17 protein-coding genes, 1 other RNA gene and 1 pseudogene are annotated in these 21525 nt (G+C 60.8%); 12 read left to right on the forward strand and 7 right to left on the reverse strand.

The genetic code is table 11. The annotated features are described in order from the left end of the window. Window positions 1-106 precede the first annotated feature (106 nt). Window positions 107-1930, reverse strand: a complete 1824-nt coding sequence (locus WH91_RS22105) for an aminopeptidase P family protein (RefSeq protein ID WP_046173171.1) — start codon at window positions 1928-1930, stop codon at window positions 107-109. 111 nt (window positions 1931-2041) lie between these two features. Here WH91_RS22105 and WH91_RS25885 point away from each other — a divergent pair, with 111 nt between their 5' ends. Continuing rightward, a complete protein-coding gene (locus tag WH91_RS25885; protein WP_280140237.1) occupies window positions 2042-2176 on the forward strand; it encodes a hypothetical protein in 135 nt (44 codons plus the stop codon). A gap of 121 nt (window positions 2177-2297) precedes the next feature. Continuing rightward, on the forward strand, window positions 2298-2429 hold the full coding sequence (locus WH91_RS25890; RefSeq protein WP_263574796.1) for a hypothetical protein: 132 nt from the start codon (window positions 2298-2300) through the stop codon (window positions 2427-2429). Between the two features lie 334 nt (window positions 2430-2763). Here the strand turns inward: WH91_RS25890 and WH91_RS22110 are convergent, their stop codons facing one another. Continuing rightward, window positions 2764-3636 carry a 50S ribosomal protein L11 methyltransferase gene (locus WH91_RS22110; RefSeq protein ID WP_046173172.1) on the reverse strand — a complete coding sequence of 291 codons (873 nt, stop codon included), beginning with the start codon at window positions 3634-3636 and terminating at the stop codon, window positions 2764-2766. A 61-nt stretch (window positions 3637-3697) separates the two neighbouring features. Then, the gene (locus tag WH91_RS22115; protein WP_046173173.1) at window positions 3698-6046 is read right to left on the reverse strand and encodes an ATP-dependent helicase; all 2349 of its coding nucleotides are present in this window, start codon (window positions 6044-6046) and stop codon (window positions 3698-3700) included. Window positions 6047-6249: 203 nt separating this feature from the next. Here WH91_RS22115 and WH91_RS22120 point away from each other — a divergent pair, with 203 nt between their 5' ends. Further along, entirely contained in the window at window positions 6250-8421 is a 2172-nt protein-coding gene (locus WH91_RS22120) for an esterase-like activity of phytase family protein (RefSeq protein WP_046173174.1), read from the forward strand. A 181-nt stretch (window positions 8422-8602) separates the two neighbouring features. Beyond that, the gene (locus WH91_RS22125; RefSeq protein ID WP_046173175.1) at window positions 8603-12268 is read left to right on the forward strand and encodes an AsmA family protein; all 3666 of its coding nucleotides are present in this window, start codon (window positions 8603-8605) and stop codon (window positions 12266-12268) included. A gap of 83 nt (window positions 12269-12351) precedes the next feature. Here WH91_RS22125 and WH91_RS22130 read toward each other — a convergent pair whose 3' ends face one another. From WH91_RS22130 to ssrA, 3 genes are all read right to left on the reverse strand, one after another. Further along, window positions 12352-12576 (reverse strand): ribbon-helix-helix domain-containing protein, encoded by a 225-nt coding sequence (locus WH91_RS22130; protein ID WP_046173176.1) that lies wholly within the window; start codon window positions 12574-12576, stop codon window positions 12352-12354. 73 nt (window positions 12577-12649) lie between these two features. After that, window positions 12650-13132, reverse strand: coding sequence for an SspB family protein (locus WH91_RS22135; RefSeq protein WP_046173177.1), 483 nt, complete (start codon window positions 13130-13132; stop codon window positions 12650-12652). A 137-nt stretch (window positions 13133-13269) separates the two neighbouring features. After that, window positions 13270-13627: a transfer-messenger RNA gene (gene ssrA, locus WH91_RS23955) on the reverse strand. 93 nt (window positions 13628-13720) lie between these two features. Between ssrA and WH91_RS22140 the strand changes: the two are divergent. The 8 genes and pseudogenes from WH91_RS22140 to hflC all read left to right on the forward strand — a co-directional run bounded on the left by WH91_RS22140 (window position 13721) and on the right by hflC (window position 20488). Next, a pseudogene (locus WH91_RS22140) lies at window positions 13721-14574 on the forward strand (transglutaminase-like domain-containing protein). Between the two features lie 28 nt (window positions 14575-14602). Then, complete coding sequence (locus tag WH91_RS22145) at window positions 14603-15175, forward strand: DUF1003 domain-containing protein (protein WP_046173178.1); 573 nt, start codon at window positions 14603-14605, stop codon at window positions 15173-15175. Between the two features lie 10 nt (window positions 15176-15185). Continuing rightward, complete coding sequence (locus WH91_RS22150) at window positions 15186-15980, forward strand: thymidylate synthase (protein WP_046173179.1); 795 nt, start codon at window positions 15186-15188, stop codon at window positions 15978-15980. Between the two features lie 101 nt (window positions 15981-16081). After that, complete coding sequence (locus WH91_RS22155; RefSeq protein WP_046173180.1) at window positions 16082-17089, forward strand: DUF4424 domain-containing protein; 1008 nt, start codon at window positions 16082-16084, stop codon at window positions 17087-17089. Window positions 17090-17209: 120 nt separating this feature from the next. Then, a complete protein-coding gene (locus WH91_RS22160) occupies window positions 17210-17695 on the forward strand; it encodes a GNAT family N-acetyltransferase (protein WP_082102336.1) in 486 nt (161 codons plus the stop codon). Further along, the gene (locus WH91_RS22165; protein WP_046173181.1) at window positions 17692-18216 is read left to right on the forward strand and encodes a dihydrofolate reductase; all 525 of its coding nucleotides are present in this window, start codon (window positions 17692-17694) and stop codon (window positions 18214-18216) included. The genes WH91_RS22160 and WH91_RS22165 overlap by 4 nt, the downstream gene beginning before the upstream one ends. Window positions 18217-18277: 61 nt before the next feature. Next, window positions 18278-19393, forward strand: a complete 1116-nt coding sequence (gene hflK, locus WH91_RS22170; protein WP_046173182.1) for an FtsH protease activity modulator HflK — start codon at window positions 18278-18280, stop codon at window positions 19391-19393. Between the two features lie 3 nt (window positions 19394-19396). Continuing rightward, window positions 19397-20488 (forward strand): protease modulator HflC, encoded by a 1092-nt coding sequence (hflC, locus tag WH91_RS22175; RefSeq protein ID WP_046173183.1) that lies wholly within the window; start codon window positions 19397-19399, stop codon window positions 20486-20488. Between the two features lie 100 nt (window positions 20489-20588). On the opposite strand, the gene serB is transcribed toward hflC, so the two are convergent. Then, the gene (gene serB, locus WH91_RS22180) at window positions 20589-21461 is read right to left on the reverse strand and encodes a phosphoserine phosphatase SerB (protein WP_046173184.1); all 873 of its coding nucleotides are present in this window, start codon (window positions 21459-21461) and stop codon (window positions 20589-20591) included. Window positions 21462-21525 lie beyond the last annotated feature (64 nt).

A 21525-nucleotide genomic window follows, 5' to 3' on the forward strand; every position in this document is an offset into this window, starting at 1 on the left:
ATTCTGCCGGTGATTTTGGCACAATAGCGCCCGATACTGGATCAGTTCCTCACCGCAGAATGAGGGCAAGGTGGGGGTACCCAACAGGACTTTCCTAGCCTCAGCCCTACAATTCGCCAGTCGCATCCTTCAGCCAGTCGCGCACCTTACCCTTCACCTTCCCGCCGATCGCCTGCCACACCATCTGATGGTAGTCGTCCAGCCAGGCCCGTTCGGCCCCGCCGAGCAGCGACTTGCGGATCAGGCGCTTGTCGATCGGGGCCAGGGTCAGCGTTTCAAATTCCAGATAGCCGGGGAATTTCACGCTCTCGACCACGGTGATCAGGTTTTCGATGCGGATGCCGTATTCGCCGGTCTTGTAGTAGCCGGGCTCGTTCGAGACGACATTGCCGGCTTCCAGCGGCAGCGTGGCGCGCGGGGAAATGCCCACTGGGCCCTCATGCACCCCCAGATAGGCGCCGACGCCGTGGCCCGTGCCGTGATTGTAGGTAATGCCGTCCTGCCAGAGGAATTGCCGCGCCAGCACATCAAGTTGGGCCCCGCTGGTTCCCTTAGGGAAGCGCGCCATGGAAATGGCGATCATGCCCTTGAGCACGCGGGTGTAGCGGTCGCGCTGTTCGTCACTCGGCTTGCCGGTCGATAGTGTGCGGGTGATGTCGGTGGTGCCGGACAAGTATTGCGCACCTGAATCGACCAGCATGATCTCTCCAGCATTGAGTTTGCGGTCGGTCTTGTCGCTTACGCGGTAGTGCACGATGGCGCCATTGGGTCCAGAGCCGGAGATGGTGTCGAAGCTGGCATCAACGCAGCTCTCGTCTTCGCGGCGGAAGGCTTCCAGCGCCGTGACAATGCCGATTTCGGTGAGCTTGCCCCTAGGGGCTTCATCATCGAACCAGGCGAGGAATTTGGCCAGCGCTACACCGTCCAGCGTGTGTGCCTCATGCATGCCCGCCAACTCGGCAGCATTTTTTCGCGACTTCGGCAGCAGCACCGGATCGCGCTTTTCGATCAGCTTGGCGCCGGCGTCCTTAAGCGACACTGCAACAGCTTCCGGCGCCGATGCCGGGTCGATCAGCACGGCCTTGCCGCTTCCGCCCAAGACCTTGAGCGCTGCCGCAAAATCAGTGCTGCTTTCGACGCCGGCAACCCCTGACAGCGATTGCCTGATCTCATCGGTGATCTTCGCCGGATCGAGATAAAGCGTTGGCTCGCCCGACTGTGGCACAATGGCGAAGCCCAGCACGAAGGGCGTGTTGGGAACGTCGCGGCCGCGCATGTTGAACAGCCAACAGATCGATTCGGGTAGTGTCAGCACCGCCGCATCGGCATGGTCGGCGGCCAGCGAGGCCTGGATTTCGGCAATCTTGTCGGCGGAGGTTTGCCCAGCTCGGTTATGGCCGAGGAACTCGATGCTCGACACCGGCGCGCCCGGGCGGTCGGTCCAGATGGAATCGACCAGGTTATCGCTGGAGACCAGCGTCGCGTGACCCTCAAGCAGCTTGGCCGTTTCTCGCACTTCGCCGGGAGTATGCAGCCATGGGTCATAGGCAATCCTGCCGTCCGCTGGCACCAGCGTCTTGGCCTCATCGTTGAGCCCGCCACGATCAGTCTGGAATACGGTGACGAGATCGGTGTCGGTCTGGGCTGGCGCCTGCAGCGTGTAGCGGCTGTCGACGAACAGGCCGGCCTTGTCGTTGCCGACCAGCACCAGCCCGGCCGAGCCGGTAAAGCCCGTGACATAGGCCAAGCGCGCTTCGCCCAGCGGCACCGACTCGCCACGATGGGCGTCGGCGCGCGGAATCAGGAAGCCATCGACACCAGCGGTTGCCATCGCTTCGCGGAGTGCGGCGAGGCGGGGGGCAACATTGGTTTTGTCGGCCTTTTCCTCAAAGCTCTGGAATACTGTGGGCGGAAAGCTCTGGGCGGTCATGGGCGGAATTCCTTTGCCGGAGTGCGCCCCGGTCATGGCTGGCGTGTCGCGATTGGCATGGCAAATTGCCAGCCGCGCACTAGCTTAGTGACATACACAAGGAGAGCGAAGATGGCACAGGACAAGAATTTCATTAGCCGGGCTTTCGACGCGCTGATGGCTGGCCGCGAGCGCCAGGCACAGCTTTACGTCGAGCGGTTCGAGCGCGACTACGGCAAGCTGAACCGCAAATTAACAAAGCGGTAAGGGGACTTGCGAGTCTTGCAGGGCTGGTCTGAGCAATCTGGTCTAACCGAAGTCCCGATATGAGACTATCTAGATTGCGACGGAGGCAATAGACCAAAGTCAAAGTGCATGGAGACTGAAAATGACCGAGAGCAAGAACGATTTCCGCAAGGCCCTGGGATCCGTCATAGACGCCCGTGGCCGTGAATCGAGCCGCCAAGTCAGCTATCGCATGCAGCACCAGCTGATCGGCGCGTTTACCAAGCGCCCATAAGGCCGCTGTAGTTTATAGCTGACGATCTGATCGATCCCCGGAGCATGCTTCGGGGATTTTGCTTTTCTGGTCTTGAAGTGATGCTTCAACACACTCGGCGTCACCCCAGACCCCGGGTCGCGTCGCGCCGGAGGGCAGGCTCTTGAGCCGGGGCCCATCCTGAGATGGATGGCTACGCCGCCAGATCGAACGACCTTTCGGCCGTGATTGGATCTCAAGATGGATCCCGGCTCAAGGCCGGGATGACATCGTGGGTGGGGCATATGTGTGATGGTCACGATTCACCATCGGCACCAGTCAATGCTAACAGTCCGCTAGCGTATTCGCGCCTGTGTCACGGCATTTCGAGGATGAGCGTGGTCCAGTCCTTGCGTTGCAATTTCTGGCTCAGCACCATGCCTTGGCGGGCATAGGCATTGATGACGCCACGCGCCTGATGCTGCAGAATCCCCGACAGGATCACCGTGGCGCCCTTGCCGGCAATCTGGCAGATCGATGGTGCCAGCGCCATCAGCGGACCGGCCAGGATGTTGGCGACGATCAGGTCGTAGGGCGCATTTTGCTTGATGGCAGGGTGGTTTACGCCGGTCGCCTCAAGCGCGATGATCTGCTTGCCGACGCCGTTCTGGGCGGCATTGTCTACCGTCGTGGTCACTGAAATCGGGTCGATATCGCTGGCTATCACCGTCTTGTTGGTGCGCTTGGCCAGGGCGATCGCCAGCACGCCGGTGCCGGTCCCGACGTCGATCATGCGCCGTGGCTTCTTGCGCTTGAGGGTGATGTTGATGGCCTCTAGGCAACCGGTCGTGGTCTCGTGGTGACCGGTGCCAAAGGCCTGAGCCGCATCGATTTTCATTGCCGTCAGGCCACCCGGAACCGGGCCAATCTCGTGGCTGCCATAGACATAGAAGCCGCCGGCGGTCACGGGGGCCAGGCCCTCAAGCGACTTGGCTACCCAGTTGAAATCGGGATCTATCGGCGCGACGGAGAATTCCACTTTCATGCCAAAGGTTTGCTGAGCCAACTGCACGAAAGCGCCGACGTTTGGCGGGCTTTCGCAGCCGGCCTCGAAGAACCATTCGCCGGTCTCTTCATTTTCGTGCGCCGAGGCGGTCAGCGCCAGATTGTCCCGCTCCATGACAGCATCGACCAGCGCATAGGCCTGGTCCTTGGTGAGCGGGCTGGAGGTGAGCTGATCGACGGCCATGGCAGAATTCCCTTGTGTGCCGCCTAGTTGCGCCAACGGGGGCGCGAGGTCAATCGCGCCATCAGGCCTTCTTCACGAAACTCTCGATCACCTTTTTCTGGCCAGCCTTTTCGAAATCGATGGTAAGTTTGTTGCCTTCGATATTGGTGACGGTGCCATTGCCGAACTTGAGGTGGAACACCCGTTCGCCCGAGGCGAAGGCCGAGCGGTCGTTGCCGAGATCGACGGAGCGGGCGACGAGGTCGCCTTCGATGGTCATAGGCCCTCCGCCGCCGCTTTTGCGGGTGGCCTGCTGGGCGCGGGCGCGCTGCCAGCCGGGGGTTTCATAGACGCTCTCGAACGGGTCGGCCTTATTGAAGCGCGATGATGCCCCGCCGCCATAGCCGTAGCCGCCGTAGGAGGAGCCGGTGTCGGTGACCTCGACGGCGTCGGCGGGCAGTTCGTCGAGGAAGCGCGAGGGCATGGCCGACTGCCAGAGACCATGGATGCGGCGGTTCTGGGCGGCAGAAATTCGTACGCGCTTGCGGCCGCGGGTGATGCCGACATAGGCGAGGCGACGTTCCTCTTCTAGGCCCGCACGGCCGCTTTCATCCATCGAGCGCTGGCTAGGGAAGGTGCCTTCCTCCCAGCCGGGCAAAAATACAGTGTTGAATTCCAATCCCTTGGAGCCGTGCAGCGTCATGATGGTGACGGCATCAGCAGCATCTGTATTGTCGCGGTCCATGACGAGCGAAATATGTTCGAGGAAGCCGCCGAGGGTGTCGAAGTCCCCCATGGCGCGGCTTAGTTCCTTGAGGTTTTCCTTGCGGCCTTCCGACTCAACCGACTTGTCGGCACTGAGCGTGTCGGTATAGCCGCTCTCTTCAAGGATCCGTTCCACTAGCTCGAAGGGCTTCATGGTCTGGGCGTGGAAGGCCCAGTCATCGAACTGCGACACCAGGTTCAGCAAGGTGCTGCGCTGCTTGGGCTTGAGTTCCTCGGTTTCCACCAGCATACGGATAGCCGAGAGCAGAGGGACATTGGCGGCGCGGGCGGCGCTGTGGAGTATCTGGACCGTCGAGTCGCCGATGCCGCGCTTGGGCACATTGATGATGCGGTCGAGGGCAAGATCGTCGGCTGGCTGGGCAACTAGTCGTAGATAAGCGATAGCGTCGCGGATTTCCTTGCGCTCGTAAAAGCGCGGGCCGCCGATGACGCGGTAGTTGAGGCCCAAGGTTATGAAGCGCTCTTCGAATTCGCGCATTTGAAACGAGGCGCGGACCAGGATGGCAATGGAATTGAGTGGTTCGCCGGCACGCTGATATTGTTCGATCTGCTCGCCGACCGTGCGCGCCTCTTCCTCGCTGTCCCACACCTGTGTGACAGAGACCAACTCGCCCGTCTCGCCGACATCGGTTTGCAGCGTCTTGCCGAGGCGGTTTTCGTTGAAGGCGATGATGTTGGAAGCAGCTTTGAGGATGTTTGAGGTCGAGCGATAGTTGCGTTCTAGCTTGATTACCTTGGCGCCGGGAAAGTCCTTCTCGAAGCGCAGGATGTTGTCGACCTCGGCGCCGCGCCAGCCATAGATGGATTGGTCGTCATCACCCACGACGCAGATATTGGCTTCGCTCGCGGGCTTGCCTTGCGCAAGAAGCCTTAGCCAGAGGTACTGGGCGACATTGCTGTCCTGATATTCATCAACCAGCATGTATTTAAACTTGCGGTGGTATTCCGCAAGCACGTCCGGATGTTCCTTGAACAGCCGGATACACTCGAGCAGCAGGTCGCCGAAGTCGGCCGCGTTGAGGGCTTTGAGGCGGGCCTGATAGGCCGCGTAGAGCTTGGAGCCATGGCCATTGGCATAACTGCCGCTGTCGGCCGGCGACACATCTTTGGGCAAAAGGCCCTTGTTCTTCCATCCATCCATCATTGAAGCGAACAGCTTGGCGGGCCAACGCTTCTCATCGATATCGGCGGCATCGAGCAGTTGCTTGATCAGCCTGATCTGATCGTCGGTATCGAGGATGGTGAAGGAGCTGGTCAGGTCGACCAGCCCGGCGTTAGCTCGCAGAATACGGGCGCCGATGGAGTGAAAAGTTCCCATCCAGGGCATGCCGTCGAGGCGCGGCACCAGCTTTTCGATGCGCTCCTTCATCTCGCGTGCGGCCTTGTTAGTGAAGGTTACGGAGAGAATTTGGGAGGGCCAGGCGCGATTGGTATTGATAATGTGGGCAATGCGGGTCGTCAGCACGCGGGTCTTGCCGGTGCCGGCGCCGGCCAGCACCAGCAGTGGCCCATCGATGGTCAGCACGGCATCGCGCTGTTCCTCGTTCAGACCCTCTAGGTAATCAGGCGCCTGCGTGTTCCGCTTGAACTGGCCGGTAATTGCGCCTGCGGTGGGGCGGTCGAGTGGGTGGGCTTCACCGGGCATAAAGGGCCTTTCCATCGCGGCGTCCGGGGCAGGGACGCTCTGCGCGGGCATTGACGAATCTTACTTTGTTCTCATCAGCAATATAGGGTCGCGGGTGCGCGATGTATAGGACGGTGGCCTGTCACCGATCCGTCACATGGCTGTCACTGGAGAGTCTTGGCTTGGCCCTAAGCGGGACCCATCGTTTTAATGGGGCACTCCAGATGAACTCGCCAAAATTGCTGACTGCGTTGACCGCAGCCCTGCTGGCCACGACCGTTTCGGTCAATGCCGCTGAGTATTTCAACCGCATTTCGAGCTTTCCGGTTGCCCTGAACAACCCCGAGGCCGAAGCGACCTCGTCGGAAATCATCACCGCGACCGATGACGGCATGACGCTGATATACTCCGACAGCCCGGCTGGCGGCATTGGCTTTATCGACATCAGCGACGCTCATGCGCCCAAGCGGGGCGGCTTCATGGATATGGCTGGCGAGCCAACCTCGGTCACCGTCATCGGCGGCAAGGCCTATGTGGCCGTCAACACCACGGAAGACCTGACCGCACCGTCGGGCAAGCTGGTCGTGGTCGATATTGCCACCAAGGCGATCGACGGCGAGTTCGACCTGGGCGGCCAGCCCGACTCGATCACCCATAACAAGGACAATACCATCCTTGCCATCGCCATCGAGAACCAGCGCGACGAAGACGTCAACGACGGCGCCATCCCTCAGGCGCCCGCCGGTTTTGTCACCATCGTAACGCTGACCGACGGCGCCGTCACCGAAGCCGGCATCAAGAAGGTGGATTTGACCGCCAGTGCCATCGCTCCCGAAGATGCGGAAGCCGAATTCGTCGCCTTCAACGACAATGATGAAATCGCGGTCACGCTGCAGGAAAACAACTATATCGCCATCATCGACGCCAAGACCGGCACCGTGACCGGCGGCTTCGAAGCCGGCGAGACCGGCGTGTCGGGCGTCGATACCAAGAACGACGGCAAAATCGATTTCTCGGCTGACAAGGGCGCTGTCCCGCGTGAGCCTGATGCAATCAAGTGGCTCGACACCGAGCGTCTCGTCGTTGCCAACGAGGGTGACTGGAACGGCGGCTCGCGCGGTTTCACCATCTTCAATCGTGACGGAACGGTCAATTTCGACTCGGCCAATGCGCTTGACGTCAATGCCGCCCAGCTTGGTCACTATCCTGATTTCCGTAACAAGAAGGGCGTCGAGCCCGAAGGCCTGGAAGTCGCAACGTTTGGCGACACCCAGTATATTTTTGTTGCCGAAGAGCGTTCGTCGCTGGTCGCCGTGTACAAGGACACCGGCGCTGAGCCTGAATATGTGCAGTCCCTGCCGTCGGGCCTGTCGCCGGAAGGCCTGATCGCCATTCCCGAGCGCAGTCTGCTCGCCACGGCGAACGAAACCGACCTGCGTGAAGACGGCGGTGTCGGCAGCCATGTCATGATCTATGAACTGGCCGAAGGCGCGGCCGCTTTCCCGACCATCATGTCCGATCTCGACGCAGACGGTCACCCGATCGGCTGGGCCGCCATTTCCGGCGTCGTCGCCGATGCTGCCAAGGCTGCTACGCTTTACGCCGTGTCGGACAATGCGCTCTACGCCGCACCCGCCATCTACACGATCGACGCGACCGTTACACCGGCCCGCATCACCGCCAAGACCATCATCACCCGCGATGGCGACACCGCCCAGAAGATCGATCTCGAGGGCATTACGCTGGATGGCAATGGCGGCTACTGGCTGGCCAACGAAGGTGACTCGGCTTCGCTGACGCCGCATGCCCTGATCCATGTCAATGCCGATGGGGAAATCGAAGAAGAAGTCGGCTTCCCGGTCGAACTGCTGGCCGGCCAGAAGCGCTTCGGTGCTGAAGGCGTGGCGGCTGTCGGCGAGGGCGACGAGCTAGTGCTGTGGATCGCCATGCAGCGCGAATGGGGCAATGACGAAAAGGGTTTCGTCAAACTCGTGTCCTACAAGCCGTCATCGAAAGAGTGGGGCGCTGTGCGCTATCCGCTCGAAGCCGCACCAGAAGGCGGCTGGGTCGGTCTCAGCGAAATCACCGTCCATGGCGACTTCGCCTATATCGTCGAACGCGATAACCAGATCGGCGATAAGGCTGGCCTCAAGGCCATCTACAAGGTTGCCCTGGCTGACCTCGTTCCGGCGGCGCTCGATGGCGAACTGCCGGTGGTGACCAAGACACTGGCTCTCGACCTGATCCCCGGCCTCAAGAGCTTCAATGGTTATGTCGTCGACAAGGTCGAGAGCTTTGCGATCGATGCCGAAGGCAATGGTTTTGTCATCACCGACAATGACGGTGTCGATGACAGCTCCGGCGAGACCCACTTCTGGTCCGTCGGCACCCTCTAATAAGCTGGCATGCATGCAGCTTGAACGGCTGGGCCTCGTGCCCGGCCGTTTCACTTTTGGGCCAATGCCCTGATTTTGATAAGCCGCGGCAATTCACGTCGTGTATTCAAGGCAATGGCGGGCTTGCGCCACTGGCGAGGTTGCCTACACTCTGGCTGGCTTAATCGGGTAGTCACGCGCCGTGCTCAACCGCATCTACATCATCATTGGTACACTTGCGATCATCGTGCTTGGCGGTGCTTTCATCGCTCCCAATTTCATCCGCTGGAGCGATTATCGCGGCCGGATGGAAGAGCTGGCGACGACCATGCTCGGGACGCCGGTGACGGTGCGGGGCGATATCGAGTTCACCCTGTTGCCGCAGCCACGCCTGCGCTTTGCCGATGTTTTAGTGGGTTCGCCCGAGGAGCCGGCAGCCACCGTCGACAGTGTCGAGGCCGAATTCTCGTTGATGGATTTCCTGCGCGACAATTACAACATCACGAGCCTGGTGCTGCGCCGTCCGGTGATCGATTTTACCGTGGATGAAAGCGGCTTTTTTGGCAGCGGCGTTTCGATCGATACCGGCAATGGCGGGGTCGGCCTGGGCCAGACCAGCGTGGTCGAGGCCACCATCCGGCTGATGGACCGGCGCTCGGGCGAGACTTTTGTGGCTGACAGGGTCAGCGGCGACCTGCGTCTCTCCAGCTTCAGCGGTCCACTGTCGTTTACCGGGACGGGCGCATATCAGGGCGAAGACTATAGTTTCCGGCTGAATACCAGCGCTGCCGACGCCGCCGGGAACAGCCAGCTTTCCGCCTATGTGCAGCCGCTGTCGACGGCGTTTTCATTGTCGGCAGAGGGCGTGTTCCAGCCCGGCATGGCGCCCAAATTCGAGGGTGACCTTGTCTATCGCCAGAAGCCGCCCGCAGCCGAAGCGGCCGAGGATATTCGCGGCGACCTGGTGCTCGAGGCCAAGGTGGCCGGCTCGACTGACCGCCTGGTGCTGTCGGGCTATACCTTGCGCCCGGACGAGAACCGCGCCGGCACCCGCCTGACCGGCGCCGCGAGTATCCAGCTCGGCGATGTGCGCAGCTTCGATGCGGTGGTGTCTGGCGGGGTGTTCTCCCTTCCGCCGCGCGATGCCAAGGAGGACGCGACACAACTGCCCTATGAGGCCGTGCGCCTGTTGGCGGAACTGCCGGCGCCGCTCATTCCGCCAATGGCAGGCCGGGTGGGCATCGATCTGGCCGAAGTGGGGCTGCGCGGCTTTTCGCTGCGAAACCTGCGCGTCGATGCGACTACCGATGGCACCACCTGGACTGTCGAGCAGCTGATCGGACAGTTGCCGGGCGATACGGAATTGCGGGCCAGTGGGCAATTGCTGGCGGCCAATGAGCATCCGACATTCCAGGGCGACGTGACGCTGACCAGCACTCGCCTCGATGGGCTGGCGGCGCTCTGGCGTAAGCCCGATGAAAATACGCCGCTGTTCAATGTGCCCGGTTCGCTGTCGGGCCGGGTCATGCTGGTCGGCGAGGCGTTCGGGCTGACCGATGGCGTGCTGACGCTGGAACAGCACAGTCATGCCGTCGAGCTGCGGCTGGGGTTCGGCGCAGAAAAGCGGCTCGACGTGGTCGGGCATTTTGATGAGCTGAGTGCAGGCGACAGCGCCATTCTGGGCGCGCTGCTGCCCGATATCGCTGGCGGCCCAACTTTTGGCACCAGCTTTCCGCAGGGCAGTTTTTCGCTGAGCGGAAAGAGCGCCCGCGTGCTGGGGCTGGATGGCACCAGTCTGGTGGCCGAGGGCCAGTGGCAAAGTGGGCGGATCAACCTTTCGCGGCTGTCCGCCGAGGATTGGGGCGGTATCGGATTTGATACGACGCTGGCGGTTTCCGGCACTCTGGCGGCGCCTGTGCTGTCGGGGGCGGGTCGTTTGCGCGCGGCGTCCGGCACGGCACCGGCGCTGGCAGCATTCTACGACGTTTTGAATACGCCGCCGGCTTGGCGTGAGTTTCTAGCCCGGTCTGCTCCGGCAGAACTGCTGGTCAATCTCGGCGAGCCGATCGACGGGGCGCAGACCATTACGCTCGATGGAGCATTGGGTGCCGGCGACCTCAACCTGCGGGCCGAGCTGAGTGGCGGAGTGTTGGCGATTGTCGATGCGCCGTTGCGCGTCACGGGAGCGGTGGAGTCGACCGATATCGATGGGCTGACGCAGCAAATCGGCTTTGGCGATGCCGAACTGTTCGATGGCGATGGCTCGATGCTGGTCAGTTTCAACCTCGACGGGGCCCCAAGCAATAGCCTCGTTTCCAACGTTACCGCCAGCCTGGGTGACGAAAATGTCAGTTTTTCTGGCAGCTTGCTGGCGGCCGACAATGGAGAAATCCGGGGCACTGGAACGCTGGCTGCAAAGCTTGCCGATGCGGGAGCGCTCGCCCGAATTGTCGGCGCGCGCGGGCTCAGCCTGCCGCTGGCTGATGGCACTGCGCAATTGCACTTCGAAGGCGATCGGCTGGCGCGGCTGACCGAGATTGCGGGCACATCGGGCGACATCGGCTTTGCCGGCGAAATTTCGCTATCGCGCACCGGCACGACGACGGCGGTCAGCGGCGATATTTCCGTCGATGTGGTGTCGGCCGAGGGGCTGGCAGTCACCCTGTTCGGACCGGCGGCTTTTGTCGAGGGCGACGCGGTGTGGCCGGAAGGCCCGCTCGGCACCGATACCGAGACCCGGCGCACCCGCGGCACGGTTGCCGTCTCCGCCGCAGTACTGGCGGCGGGCGGTGTGGAAAAGCTCGGGGCGACCAGCTTCGAGCTGAGCTGGGACGAAACCCGCATGCGGCTGGCCCGCTTCGAGGCGGTTTCGGGCGCTGGAAAATTGGGTCTCGATGTCACTGTTTGCTGCTCTGGGCCACTGGTTGATCGCACCATCAGCGGCCGGATGACGCTGGAGGCGATGCCGATCGACACCATCGCGACGCCGGCCATTGCTGTGTCGCTGGATGGGTTGATCGACGGTGGCGTGCGTTTTGAAGGCTCCGGCGCCAGCATCGCCGAAGTGCTGGCCGCAACCACGGGCGAGGGTAATTTCACCCTGACCAACCTGGCAGCGACGCGTCTATCGCCACAGGTTTTTCCGGCGGTGGCCGGTTTCGACGACGTGCTCAACATGGATATCGATGCCATGAGAATCTTGATGGGGCAGGCTCTGGAGCAGCGAGCGTTCACTGCGCCGACGGCAACCGGCGCGTTCACCATCGCCGGTGGCGTGGTGCGGCTGGCCAATCTGATCGTCGAGGGGGAGGGCGCGAGGATAGCTGGAAGCCTGAACTTGGCACTGGCCTCGCTCGGCCTCAACGGCAGTTTCGCCATGACGCCGCTTGGTTTTGACGATGCCAGTGGTCTCGTCGGCCCAGACACTTCCCGTATTATTACCCGCGTCGGCGGCACGTTGCTGGCGCCTGAGCTCACGCTGGATCTCGATGAGCTCGTCTCTGCCATCGTGGTACGAGCCAATGAAATGGAAGTCGACCGGCTGGAAATTTTGCAAGCCGAAGATGCCGCAAGGCAGCGTGCGGCAGCCGAGGAGCGTAATCGGCTGATTGCGGAACAGCGGCGGAAGGCGGCGGCGGAAGCTCGGGTTGCGGCGGAAGAAGCGGCGCGGGTTGCGGCGGAGGCGCAGCGGCTGCTTTTGTTGCAGCAGCAACAGCAGGTTCAGCCGAGTACGCCTTCGACACCGACACCGACACCGACACCGGCGCCTGCACCAACACCGGCTGCGCCATCCAGCGGGCAGATGAACTTCAACTTTCAGCCGCCGGTGAATCAATCGACCGGCGCGGGCGTCAACCAGCCGTTTTAGTGGCGAAAGTAAGAGGGTACCCCCACCTAGCCTCCCCCTTTTCAGGGGGAGGCTAGGTGGGGGTATTCTTCCTATTGCTCGGACTAGGTCGCTTTGAAACCCTCAGCCTGCCCCTGATACCAGCGCAACACCGCCAGCCTCGCTGCCGATGACAGGTTCGCGGTGTCCCGTTGTTCGTCGATGTCGCGAATGAGTGCCGCCATGGGCTGGGCTTTTTCGGCGGCCATGGCTTCGAGCGCGGCCCAGAATTCAGGCTCTAGCGCTATGGAGGTGCGGTGGCCGGCGATGGACAGGGATCGCTTGTCCATCAGGGGGAAGCTTGTTTTGTCGCGCTTTCGAACCGCAAAACCGTGTCCACTTTTGCTGAAAGCGCTCCGGAAATCAGGGCTTCTTGCGGAAGGCGTCGAGGCTGACGACCTTCTCGCCCGGCTTTTCATCACCCGGTTCAGCGGCAGTAGTTTCGACAGCGTCGTCGGCTTCGGCTTCGACGGCAATGGCACCCGGCGCAGTGGCGGGGTCAAACTGCAGGCCGAACTGCACGGATGGATCAAAGAAGCCCTTGATGGCGGCAAACGGAATGACCAGCGTTTCGGCAATGCCGTCGAACGACAGGCCGACCTCGAAGCCGATCTCGGTGACCCGGAGGTCCCAATACTGGTTCTGGATGACGATAGTCATTTCCTTGTCGTATTGGCCGAGCAGTTTCTCGCTGAGCCGTACGCCGGGCGCGCGGGTCAGGAACGAGATGAAGAAGTGGTGCTCGCCGGGAAGGCCGGTCTTGGCCACTTCGGACAGCACCTTGCGCACGACGCCGCGCAGGGCTTCCTGGGCGAGAATGTCGTATCGCATGTGATCTTCGGCCATGACTACCTTCCAGATGAGTATCGGCCGCAGCTGAACAAATGCGGCATGGGGACATAGAATCCCGAACGGCCCATATCAGCCTCACGTTCCGTGAGAATTCAAGGACAAAGGCGTTTAAGCACGCAAAGAGGAGGTTAGGTGCAGGCTTCTGTTGCCAGGTGCCTGCGGACCCCGCCTGTCACCCGGCTAGGGGTGGAGGACTTAATTTCCCAATGCTAGCACTGCTTACGCAGCGAGAGCGACTGGAGCCTTATTGTTGTCATTTGCAACTATAAGTTTCGGACCGATAACGGTGGTACCTCACCGAGCAAAAGCACACCCTTTACGCCCTCGTCGATCCTGTTTCGCCCCCATTGGCTGCTCGCTTGCGCGGGAAGATGGTGGAGGCGCCGGGTACTGCCCCCGGGTCCGATAGGTTTATTACGATGACAATTTATCGCCATATCTCTCGCGAGCACTCCCAATATAGGCTGGCGCGCCCGCAGATTCAATCGCCCACGACCAACGCAGCCAATTTGCCAGCCAAGTGTTATCGCGAGCGGGAACCCCTAACGCTCCGCGCTGCCGCTAATCCAAGGCCAACCGCCCATGCAAATCCGAGTTGGTTTTTTGCTGAGCTATGACTGCCCAAGCCCCACGCCTATGCTGTTGGCGCTGAACCTGCACCGCTCCCGCCGCCCCGATCTCATCACCCATATGTGCTGAACTTTTCGCCGGCCGTGGAAAGCTGGGATTATGTCGACAGCTACGGCAATGTTTGCACGCGCATCACTGCGCCGCCGGGCAGGATGACGGTGTCATCCGAGTTCGATATCTATGATGTTAGGACGCCTGACATCGTGCCACATGATGCGGCGCAACACAGCATTCGCGATCTGCCCGATGACACGCTGATCTACCTGGTGGGTTCGCGCTACTGTGAGACCGACAAGCTGACCGATATTGCCTGGCAAATGTTTGGGCATGTCCAGCAGAATTGGCCCATGGTGCAGGCTATCCTCGATTTTGTGCATAATCACATAAGCTTCAACTACCAGAACGCCGATCGGACCCGCACGGCGTTTGGTGCCTTTACCGAGCGCACCGGCGTGTGCCGTGACTTTGCCCATCTCGCGCTGACGTTGTGCCGCTGCATGAACATTCCTGCTCGCTATTGCACCGGTTCCCTCGGCGACATCGGCGTGCCTCCCGTCCCACTTCCGATGGATTTTTCCGGCTGGTTCGAGGTCTATCTTGGCGGACATTGGTACACAGCCGATGCGCGGCACAACACACCCCGCATTGGCCGCACCCTGATGGCAATAGGCCGCGACGCAACCGACGTGGCGTTATCCATGCAGTTCGGGCCAGCCCTGTTGTCTGATTTCTCCGTCACGATTTACGAGGTCGTGCCCCAGCCTGATGCGGGTTCCGATAGCGATGCAGGCGGACAAACCGTGTAGATAGTGGCAATCAGCCACAGGACTCATCATGACCGACACGTCGTCCGACATACTCATCAAGGCCGCCGAGCGATTTTTGGGCAAGAGGGAAACTGCGCTGACCGGCGTTGAGCGGCAGGTGCTGCAGCAGGCCATCGGGAAAAAGGCGCTGTCGCTGGACACCAGCGAGGTGTTCGACGAAAAATCGACCTTCGGCCAACGACTCGCCGACCGAGTGGCCTCGTTCGGCGGCTCGTGGACTTTCCTCATCAGCTTTGGCGTGGTGCTGGTCGTATGGGTCAGCCTCAATCTGTTGCTGAGCGGATCCGCGCCCGACCCGTATCCGTTCATCTTTCTCAACCTGCTGCTGTCGATGCTGGCCGCTATGCAGGCACCGGTGATCATGATGAGCCAGAACCGGCAGACCGCAAAAGACCGGTTGGTGACCAGCCACGACTATGAGTGCAACCTCAAGGCCGAGATCGAGATCATGGCGCTGCACGACAAGGTCGATCAGCTTCGCAACGATGATCTCAAGCAGCTGATCGCCAAGCAGCAGGAGCAGATCGAGCTGTTGACGAAGCTGGTGGAGAGACATGTCGGCGAGGGCGAATCGAAGTAGGTTCGTCGGCATGCAGCCCTATCTCAAGCTTATGTCCGATATTCTCGACCATGGTGCCGACAAGTCCGATCGGACTGGTACCGGTACGCGGAGCCTGTTTGGCTACCAAATGCGGTTCGATCTCAATGCCGGGTTTCCGCTGCTGACGACCAAGAAGCTGCATCTGAAATCCATCGTCTATGAGCTGTTGTGGTTCATTCGCGGCGACACCAATGTGCGCTGGCTGCAGGAGCATGGCGTCAAGATCTGGGACGAATGGGCCGACGAGAATGGCGATCTTGGGCCGGTTTATGGCTCGCAATGGCGCAGCTGGCCAGCGCCGGACGGGCGCAAGATCGATCAGCTTGCGCAAGTCATCGAGAGCATCAGGAGCAAGCCCGATTCGCGCCGGCATATTGTTTCCGCGTGGAACCCGGCAGAAGTGGATGAGATGGCTCTGCCGCCGTGCCACTGCCTGTTCCAGTTTTATGTGGCCAACGGCAAGCTCAGTTGCCAGCTGTATCAGCGCTCCGCCGATACGTTTCTCGGCGTGCCGTTCAACACTGCCTCGTATGCGCTGCTGACCCATATGGTGGCGCAGGTGACCGGGCTGGGCGTGGGCGATTTCGTCCACACCTTTGGTGACGTGCATCTTTATTCCAACCATTTCGAGCAGGCCAAGCTGCAGCTGACGCGCGACCCGCGGCCGCTTGCCACGCTCAAGATCAATCCGGATGTGACGCGCATCGAGGATTTCGTGTTCGAGGATTTCACCTTCGAAGGCTACGACCCGCATCCCCATATCAAGGCGGCGGTTTCGGTCTAAACCGCCTGCCTGGCAGCAACCTCAAAGCTGCTGGGCAACCGAGATTTCGGCTTCCGCGGGAAGTGCCGGGTGCTATTGGTATGCGCAATGGAGGACAGGCGATGAAGTCACTACAGGTTTTGGCGGCGGTACTGCTGGCTGTCACGCCCGCGCTGGCCAACGATACCACTGCGGTGATCACCACGGGTGGGCTGGAGTTCGTCACTAATCCGGACATCGTGATGGAGAGCGAGGAGCTGTTCATCTCGAAGGACGAAATCCGGGTGGTCTATCAGTTTCGCAATACGAGCGAGACCGACCAGAACATTCTTGTCGCCTTCCCAATGCCTGACATCGTGCCGAGCTGGTACTCCGACGTCGCCTATCCGATGGGGCTGGAAGACGATCATTTCCAGTTCGAGACCACTCTGAACGGCAGGCCTGTCGAGGCAACCCTGCATGAATATGCCTATGCCTTCGGCGTCGAGCGCAGCAAGCTGTTGAAGCAACTGGGACTGCCGCTATTGCCGATCACCAAGCAGGCCAGCGAAGCGACCGACACTCTCGATGAAGCGACCCGTGCGGAGCTGCTGCATCTGGGCATGCTGACGCCGGATGAGTACGACGAAGGCGAGGGCTGGGAAAAGCATTATTATCCGGCGTGGACCTACAAGGCGACCTACACGTGGGAGGGTGATTTCCCGGCTGGTGAGCTGGTCACGGTCGAGCACAAGTACAAGCCGAGCGTCGGTGGCACCGTGGGCGTCACATTCCTCGGCGAGGCCTATGAAGGCTATGACCCGGCGACTGAATATCGCACCAAATATTGCACCGACGATGGCTTCGTGGCCGCCGTGCGCAAGACGCTGACCAATCCGGACGAGGCGTATTCGGCGCCCTTCACCGAGAGCTGGATTTCCTACATCCTGACCACCGGCGGTAATTGGAGCGGTGGGGCCATCGGCAAGTTTCGCCTCGTGGTGGACAAGGGCAGCACCGACAACCTGGTCTCGTTCTGCGGCGACGACATCAAGAAAATTGGACCGACGACCTTTGAAATGGTCAAGACGGACTTCTGGCCGGAGCGGGAACTGGATATCCTTATCCTCAACCGGAACGGCGATTTGTGAATCCAACCTCGTGGTTTGACAGGCTCACCATGAGGTCTCCCCAGCAGCCATTATCAAAGCAGACCTCATCCTGAGCCTGTCGAAGGACGAGGTCGTGGCACTGACGATCGGGAATAACTAGTGACTGACCAATTATTCATCCGGTCCGCAATTGACGCTGATGCTGGCACCATCGTGCAGTTCATTGCCGATCTTGCCGCTTATGAAAACCTGAGCCACGAGGCCAAGGCCACCGAGACCGACATCCTGCGCGATCTTTTTGGCGGGGATCCGAAGGTGTTTTGCGAGATCGCGGAGTGGGAGGGCAATCCGGTCGGCTTCGCGCTCTGGTTCTACACCTATTCGACCTTCCAGGGCCGCTACGGCATCTGGCTGGAAGACCTCTATGTCGATCCCTCTATGCGCGGCAAAGGCTTGGGCAAGGCAATGCTGGTCAATCTGGCGCAGCGCTGCGTCGCCGAAGGGCTGGGGCGTTTTGAATGGTGGGTGCTCGACTGGAACGAGCCGAGCATCGAGTTCTACAAATCGCAGGGCGGCGTCATGCAGGACGAATGGACCAAGGTCCGCGTCGATTGCGAGGCGCTTTTGAAGTTGGGTGCACCATGAGCATCACCATCGCGATGATTGCCGGGGTGGCCGAAAACGGCGTCATCGGTAGCGAGCAGTCCATTCCGTGGCGCGTGCCGTCCGACATGGCTTTTTTTAAGCGGACTACCATGGGCAAGCCTATAGTGATGGGGCGCAAGCAGTTTGAGACGGTGGGCAAGCCGCTGCCGGGGCGCACCAATATCGTCATAACCCGCCAGCAGGGCTATCAGCCCGAGGGCGTTCTGGTATGTCACAGCGTGGAACACGCGGTCAAAAAGGCCCGCGAAATCGCCTTGGCCGATGGCGCTGACGAAATCATGATCATCGGCGGTGGCGAACTTTATGCTCAGCTTATGCCGCGTGCCGAGCGGCTTTACATCAGCCATATCGACCTGTCGCCGGCCGGTGACGTCCGTTTTCCGGCGATAAAGCCCGAGGAATGGGCGGTTGTGGACCTGCCGGAAGTGGCGCCCAGTCCAAATGACGAAGCCAGCTACCGCGTCAAAGTGTACGCGCGTCGTCAGGGGGCTGCGCATTGATCGCGCCAAGCGCTTGCCTATATAAGTCTTCAACGAAACGAATTGATCCGGAAGGAACGTGATGCCTTGGGAGAATAACGGAGGCGGGGGTGGCCGCAATAATAATGGCGGTCCCTGGGGGCAAGCGCCCGGTGGTAGCGGCGGCGGTGGTCCCCGTCGACCAGGGGGCGGCAATACGCCCAACCTCGAAGATATTCTCAATCGCGGCCGCGATCAGTTCAAGGGCGGCCTTCCCGGCGGTCGTTGGGCTATTGTTGGCGGCGTACTCGCGCTGATCGCCTTCTGGGGCATCAATTCGGTCTATACGATCGATCCGCAGGAAGTTGGCGTCGAGCTGCGCTTCGGCGCGCCCAAGGCCGAACTGTCGGGCCCAGGCCTGCATTTCCTGCTGTGGCCGGTCGATACCGTCGAACGTGCAACCACCACTGTCAACCAGACCCAGATCGGTGCTGCAGAGGACAACACTGCGCGGACGTCAACCGCCGCCAGCGACGGCCTGATGCTGTCGGGTGACCAGAACATCGTCAACGTGCAGTTCTCGGTGTTTTGGGCGATTAGCGATCCAATCGCTTATCTGTTCAACGTGCGCGACCAGGAATCCATGGTCCGTTTTGCCGCCGAAAGCGCGATGCGTGAAGTGGTTGGCCGCCGTCCTGCACAGGATATCTATAGCGATGACCGCAGCGGTATTGCCTCCGAAGTGCTGAGCATTACGCAGTCAACGCTTGAGAGCTACGGCCTTGGCGTTCAGGTCAGTCAGGTGCTGGTCGAAAATGCTGGCCCGCCTGCAGAAGTCATCGATGCCTTCAACGAAGTGCAGCGTGCCCGCCAGGACGAAACCCGTCTGCAGGAAGAAGCTCGTTCCTATGCCAACACCCTGCTGGGTGATGCGCGTGGTCGTGCGGCAGCCCTGCGTGAAGACGCAGCCGCCTACACCAACCGCGTGGTGCAGGAAGCAACCGGTGAGGCCGAGCGCTTCAACGCCATCTATGCCGAATATGTCAACTCGCCTGAAGTGACTCGCAAGCGCCTGTTCCTTGAGACCATGGAAGAGGTGCTGGCTAGCTCTGAAAAGGTGCTGGTCGAGAACGGTGCTGGGGGGCAGGGCGTCGTGCCCTATCTGCCATTGCCTGAGCTGCGCGGCAGGACCAACGCCACCACTCCGGCGGGGAACTAAGCCATGAACAATCGTCTCATCGTCATCGGCGTCGTCATTCTCGCCGCTCTCTACGTGTTCTTCTCGTCGATCTATGTGGTCAACGAGCGCGAACAGGCCATCGTCATGCGCTTTGGCCAAATCACCGACGTCCGCACCGAGCCGGGCGTTTATTTCAAGATCCCGACCGATATCGTGGACAGCGTGCAGATCCTCGAGGATCGCCTGCTGCGCTATGACATCGCCAATATGCGCGTGCAGGTTTCGGGCAACGCCTTCTATCAGGTGGATGCCTTCCTCACCTACAAGATCTCCGACGCTCGCCGCTTCCGCGAACGTGCCACGGGTCAGCTGTCGGTGGCGGAAGCCCGTATCGGCGCCAGCCTCGATGCTGCACTGCGTCAGGTCTATGGTTTGCGTGAGTTCAACGCGGCCTTGTCCGACCAGCGCCAGCAGATGATGCAGGAAACTCGCGACCTGATCCGTCCTGATCTTGCCGAACTGGGTATAAACGTCGTCGACGTGCGTATCCTGCGTACCGATCTTGATGCCGATGTGTCGGCCACGACCTTCGAGCGCATGCGTGCCGAACGTCTTGCCGAAGCGGCTCTGCTTCGCGCTCGTGGACAGGAACAGGCTCAGTCGCTTCGCGCTATTGCCGACCGCCAGGCCGTCGAAATCGTGGCTGCCTCCACCCGTGACGCCGAGATCATCCGTGGTACGGGCGATGCCGAGCGGAACAGGCTGTTCGCTGCGGCTTATGGCCAGGATACGGAGTTCTTCGAGTTTTATCGCTCGATGGAAGCGTACAAGGCGGCGCTGGTGAATACCGGCACGACCATGATGCTCTCGCCCGATAGCGAGTTCTTCAAGTACTTCGGCTCGAATGGCTCGATCCCGGCTGCCAATCCCAACCTGTCGACACCGATCCAGCCGACCGCCGCGCCTATCACGGCACCGGCGAGCACCGAGCCGGCGCTCGATGGTTTGGGTATCGAGGAAAGCACCGTGCCAACCTTGACGCTTGAAGATGGCTCGCAGCTTTCGCCTACCGTGGGCACCGATGTTCCGCCACCAGTCGAAGCGCCTGCTCCGACACCTGCGGCGACGCCGTAATCGGGTATGTCATGGAAACAAAAGCCGGCGCTCAGCGCCGGCTTTTTTTTGTTTGGAAGGGTGCATCTGATCACGCCCCTGGAAGGGGCGCGGTTAAGCCCTACCGAACGATGTCTTCGTCCGTGAAACCCTGCAGATAAAGCAAGGCAGTCAGGTCGCCATGATCGATGCGAATGCCGGCTTCTGCGGCGACGGCAGGCTTGGCATGCAGCGCCACGCCGAAGCCGGCGATGCGGATCATGTCGAGATCATTGGCGCCATCGCCGACCGCGATAGTCTGGCTCAGCGGCACATTGCGTTCGGTGGCGAGTGCCTCCAGCCGCTGGCGCTTGGTGTTTTTGTCAACGATGGGCTTGGCTACTGTGCCGGTCAGGGCATCGCCGTCGAATTCGAGCACGTTTGCCATAGCTTCATGGAAGCCGATGCGCTTGCCGAAATAGTCGGCGAAGAAGGTGAAGCCGCCCGAGACCAGCGCGGTATAGGCGCCATATTCCTTCATGGTTTGCACCAAGGCGCGACCACCTTGAGCAAGGGTGATGGTCTCGCGGCGGATTTCCTCGATGACCTTGCGCTCGAGCCCCTTGAGCAGGGCTACGCGGGTATCGAGCGCCTGGGCGAAGTCCAGCTCGCCCCGCATGGCGCGGTCGGTGATCTCGGCGACCTGTTCCTTGATGCCCAAGGCAGCGGCCAGCTCGTCGATGCATTCCTCGTTTATCATGGTGGAATCCATGTCGGCGATAAGGATCTGCTTGCGGCGGTTTTCGGTCGGCACTACGGCGGCATCGACCCTGCGATGGCCGATGATCTGGCGCGCCAGCGCCAGCGCGTCGGTTGACTTCGGCTCAATGATCTCGCAGGCAATGGAATGGTTGAGCCAATTCAGCTCGCCACCGACTTCTTTGATGACCGCTTCGGCGAGCTTTGGGTCGAGTTCGGAATCGATAGGATTGGCGATGAGGCAAAGGACTGGCATGGGGACTTTTCTGAGGAGAATTGTGTGACAATCCGGGGTCGCGCCGTCCTGATAGCGGGTCCGA

The organism is Devosia psychrophila, assembly GCF_000971275.1.
Taxonomy (GTDB): domain Bacteria; phylum Pseudomonadota; class Alphaproteobacteria; order Rhizobiales; family Devosiaceae; genus Devosia; species Devosia psychrophila.

What these genes read in the sequence shown, in the direction of transcription:
- WH91_RS22130 (WP_046173176.1), bottom strand. Translation starts at nt 12,576, where the DNA reads ATGGACAAGCGATCCCTGTCCATCGCCGGCCACCGCACCTCCATAGCG.
- WH91_RS22165 (WP_046173181.1), top strand. Translation starts at nt 17,692, where the DNA reads ATGAGCATCACCATCGCGATGATTGCCGGGGTGGCCGAAAACGGCGTC.
- hflK (WP_046173182.1), top strand. Translation starts at nt 18,278, where the DNA reads ATGCCTTGGGAGAATAACGGAGGCGGGGGTGGCCGCAATAATAATGGC.
- WH91_RS22135 (WP_046173177.1), bottom strand. Translation starts at nt 13,132, where the DNA reads ATGGCCGAAGATCACATGCGATACGACATTCTCGCCCAGGAAGCCCTG.
- WH91_RS25885 (WP_280140237.1), top strand. Translation starts at nt 2,042, where the DNA reads ATGGCACAGGACAAGAATTTCATTAGCCGGGCTTTCGACGCGCTGATG.
- WH91_RS25890 (WP_263574796.1), top strand. Translation starts at nt 2,298, where the DNA reads ATGACCGAGAGCAAGAACGATTTCCGCAAGGCCCTGGGATCCGTCATA.
- WH91_RS22115 (WP_046173173.1), bottom strand. Translation starts at nt 6,046, where the DNA reads ATGCCCGGTGAAGCCCACCCACTCGACCGCCCCACCGCAGGCGCAATT.
- WH91_RS22150 (WP_046173179.1), top strand. Translation starts at nt 15,186, where the DNA reads ATGCAGCCCTATCTCAAGCTTATGTCCGATATTCTCGACCATGGTGCC.
- serB (WP_046173184.1), bottom strand. Translation starts at nt 21,461, where the DNA reads ATGCCAGTCCTTTGCCTCATCGCCAATCCTATCGATTCCGAACTCGAC.
- WH91_RS22110 (WP_046173172.1), bottom strand. Translation starts at nt 3,636, where the DNA reads ATGGCCGTCGATCAGCTCACCTCCAGCCCGCTCACCAAGGACCAGGCC.
- hflC (WP_046173183.1), top strand. Translation starts at nt 19,397, where the DNA reads ATGAACAATCGTCTCATCGTCATCGGCGTCGTCATTCTCGCCGCTCTC.
- WH91_RS22120 (WP_046173174.1), top strand. Translation starts at nt 6,250, where the DNA reads ATGAACTCGCCAAAATTGCTGACTGCGTTGACCGCAGCCCTGCTGGCC.
- WH91_RS22105 (WP_046173171.1), bottom strand. Translation starts at nt 1,930, where the DNA reads ATGACCGCCCAGAGCTTTCCGCCCACAGTATTCCAGAGCTTTGAGGAA.
- WH91_RS22145 (WP_046173178.1), top strand. Translation starts at nt 14,603, where the DNA reads ATGACCGACACGTCGTCCGACATACTCATCAAGGCCGCCGAGCGATTT.
- WH91_RS22155 (WP_046173180.1), top strand. Translation starts at nt 16,082, where the DNA reads ATGAAGTCACTACAGGTTTTGGCGGCGGTACTGCTGGCTGTCACGCCC.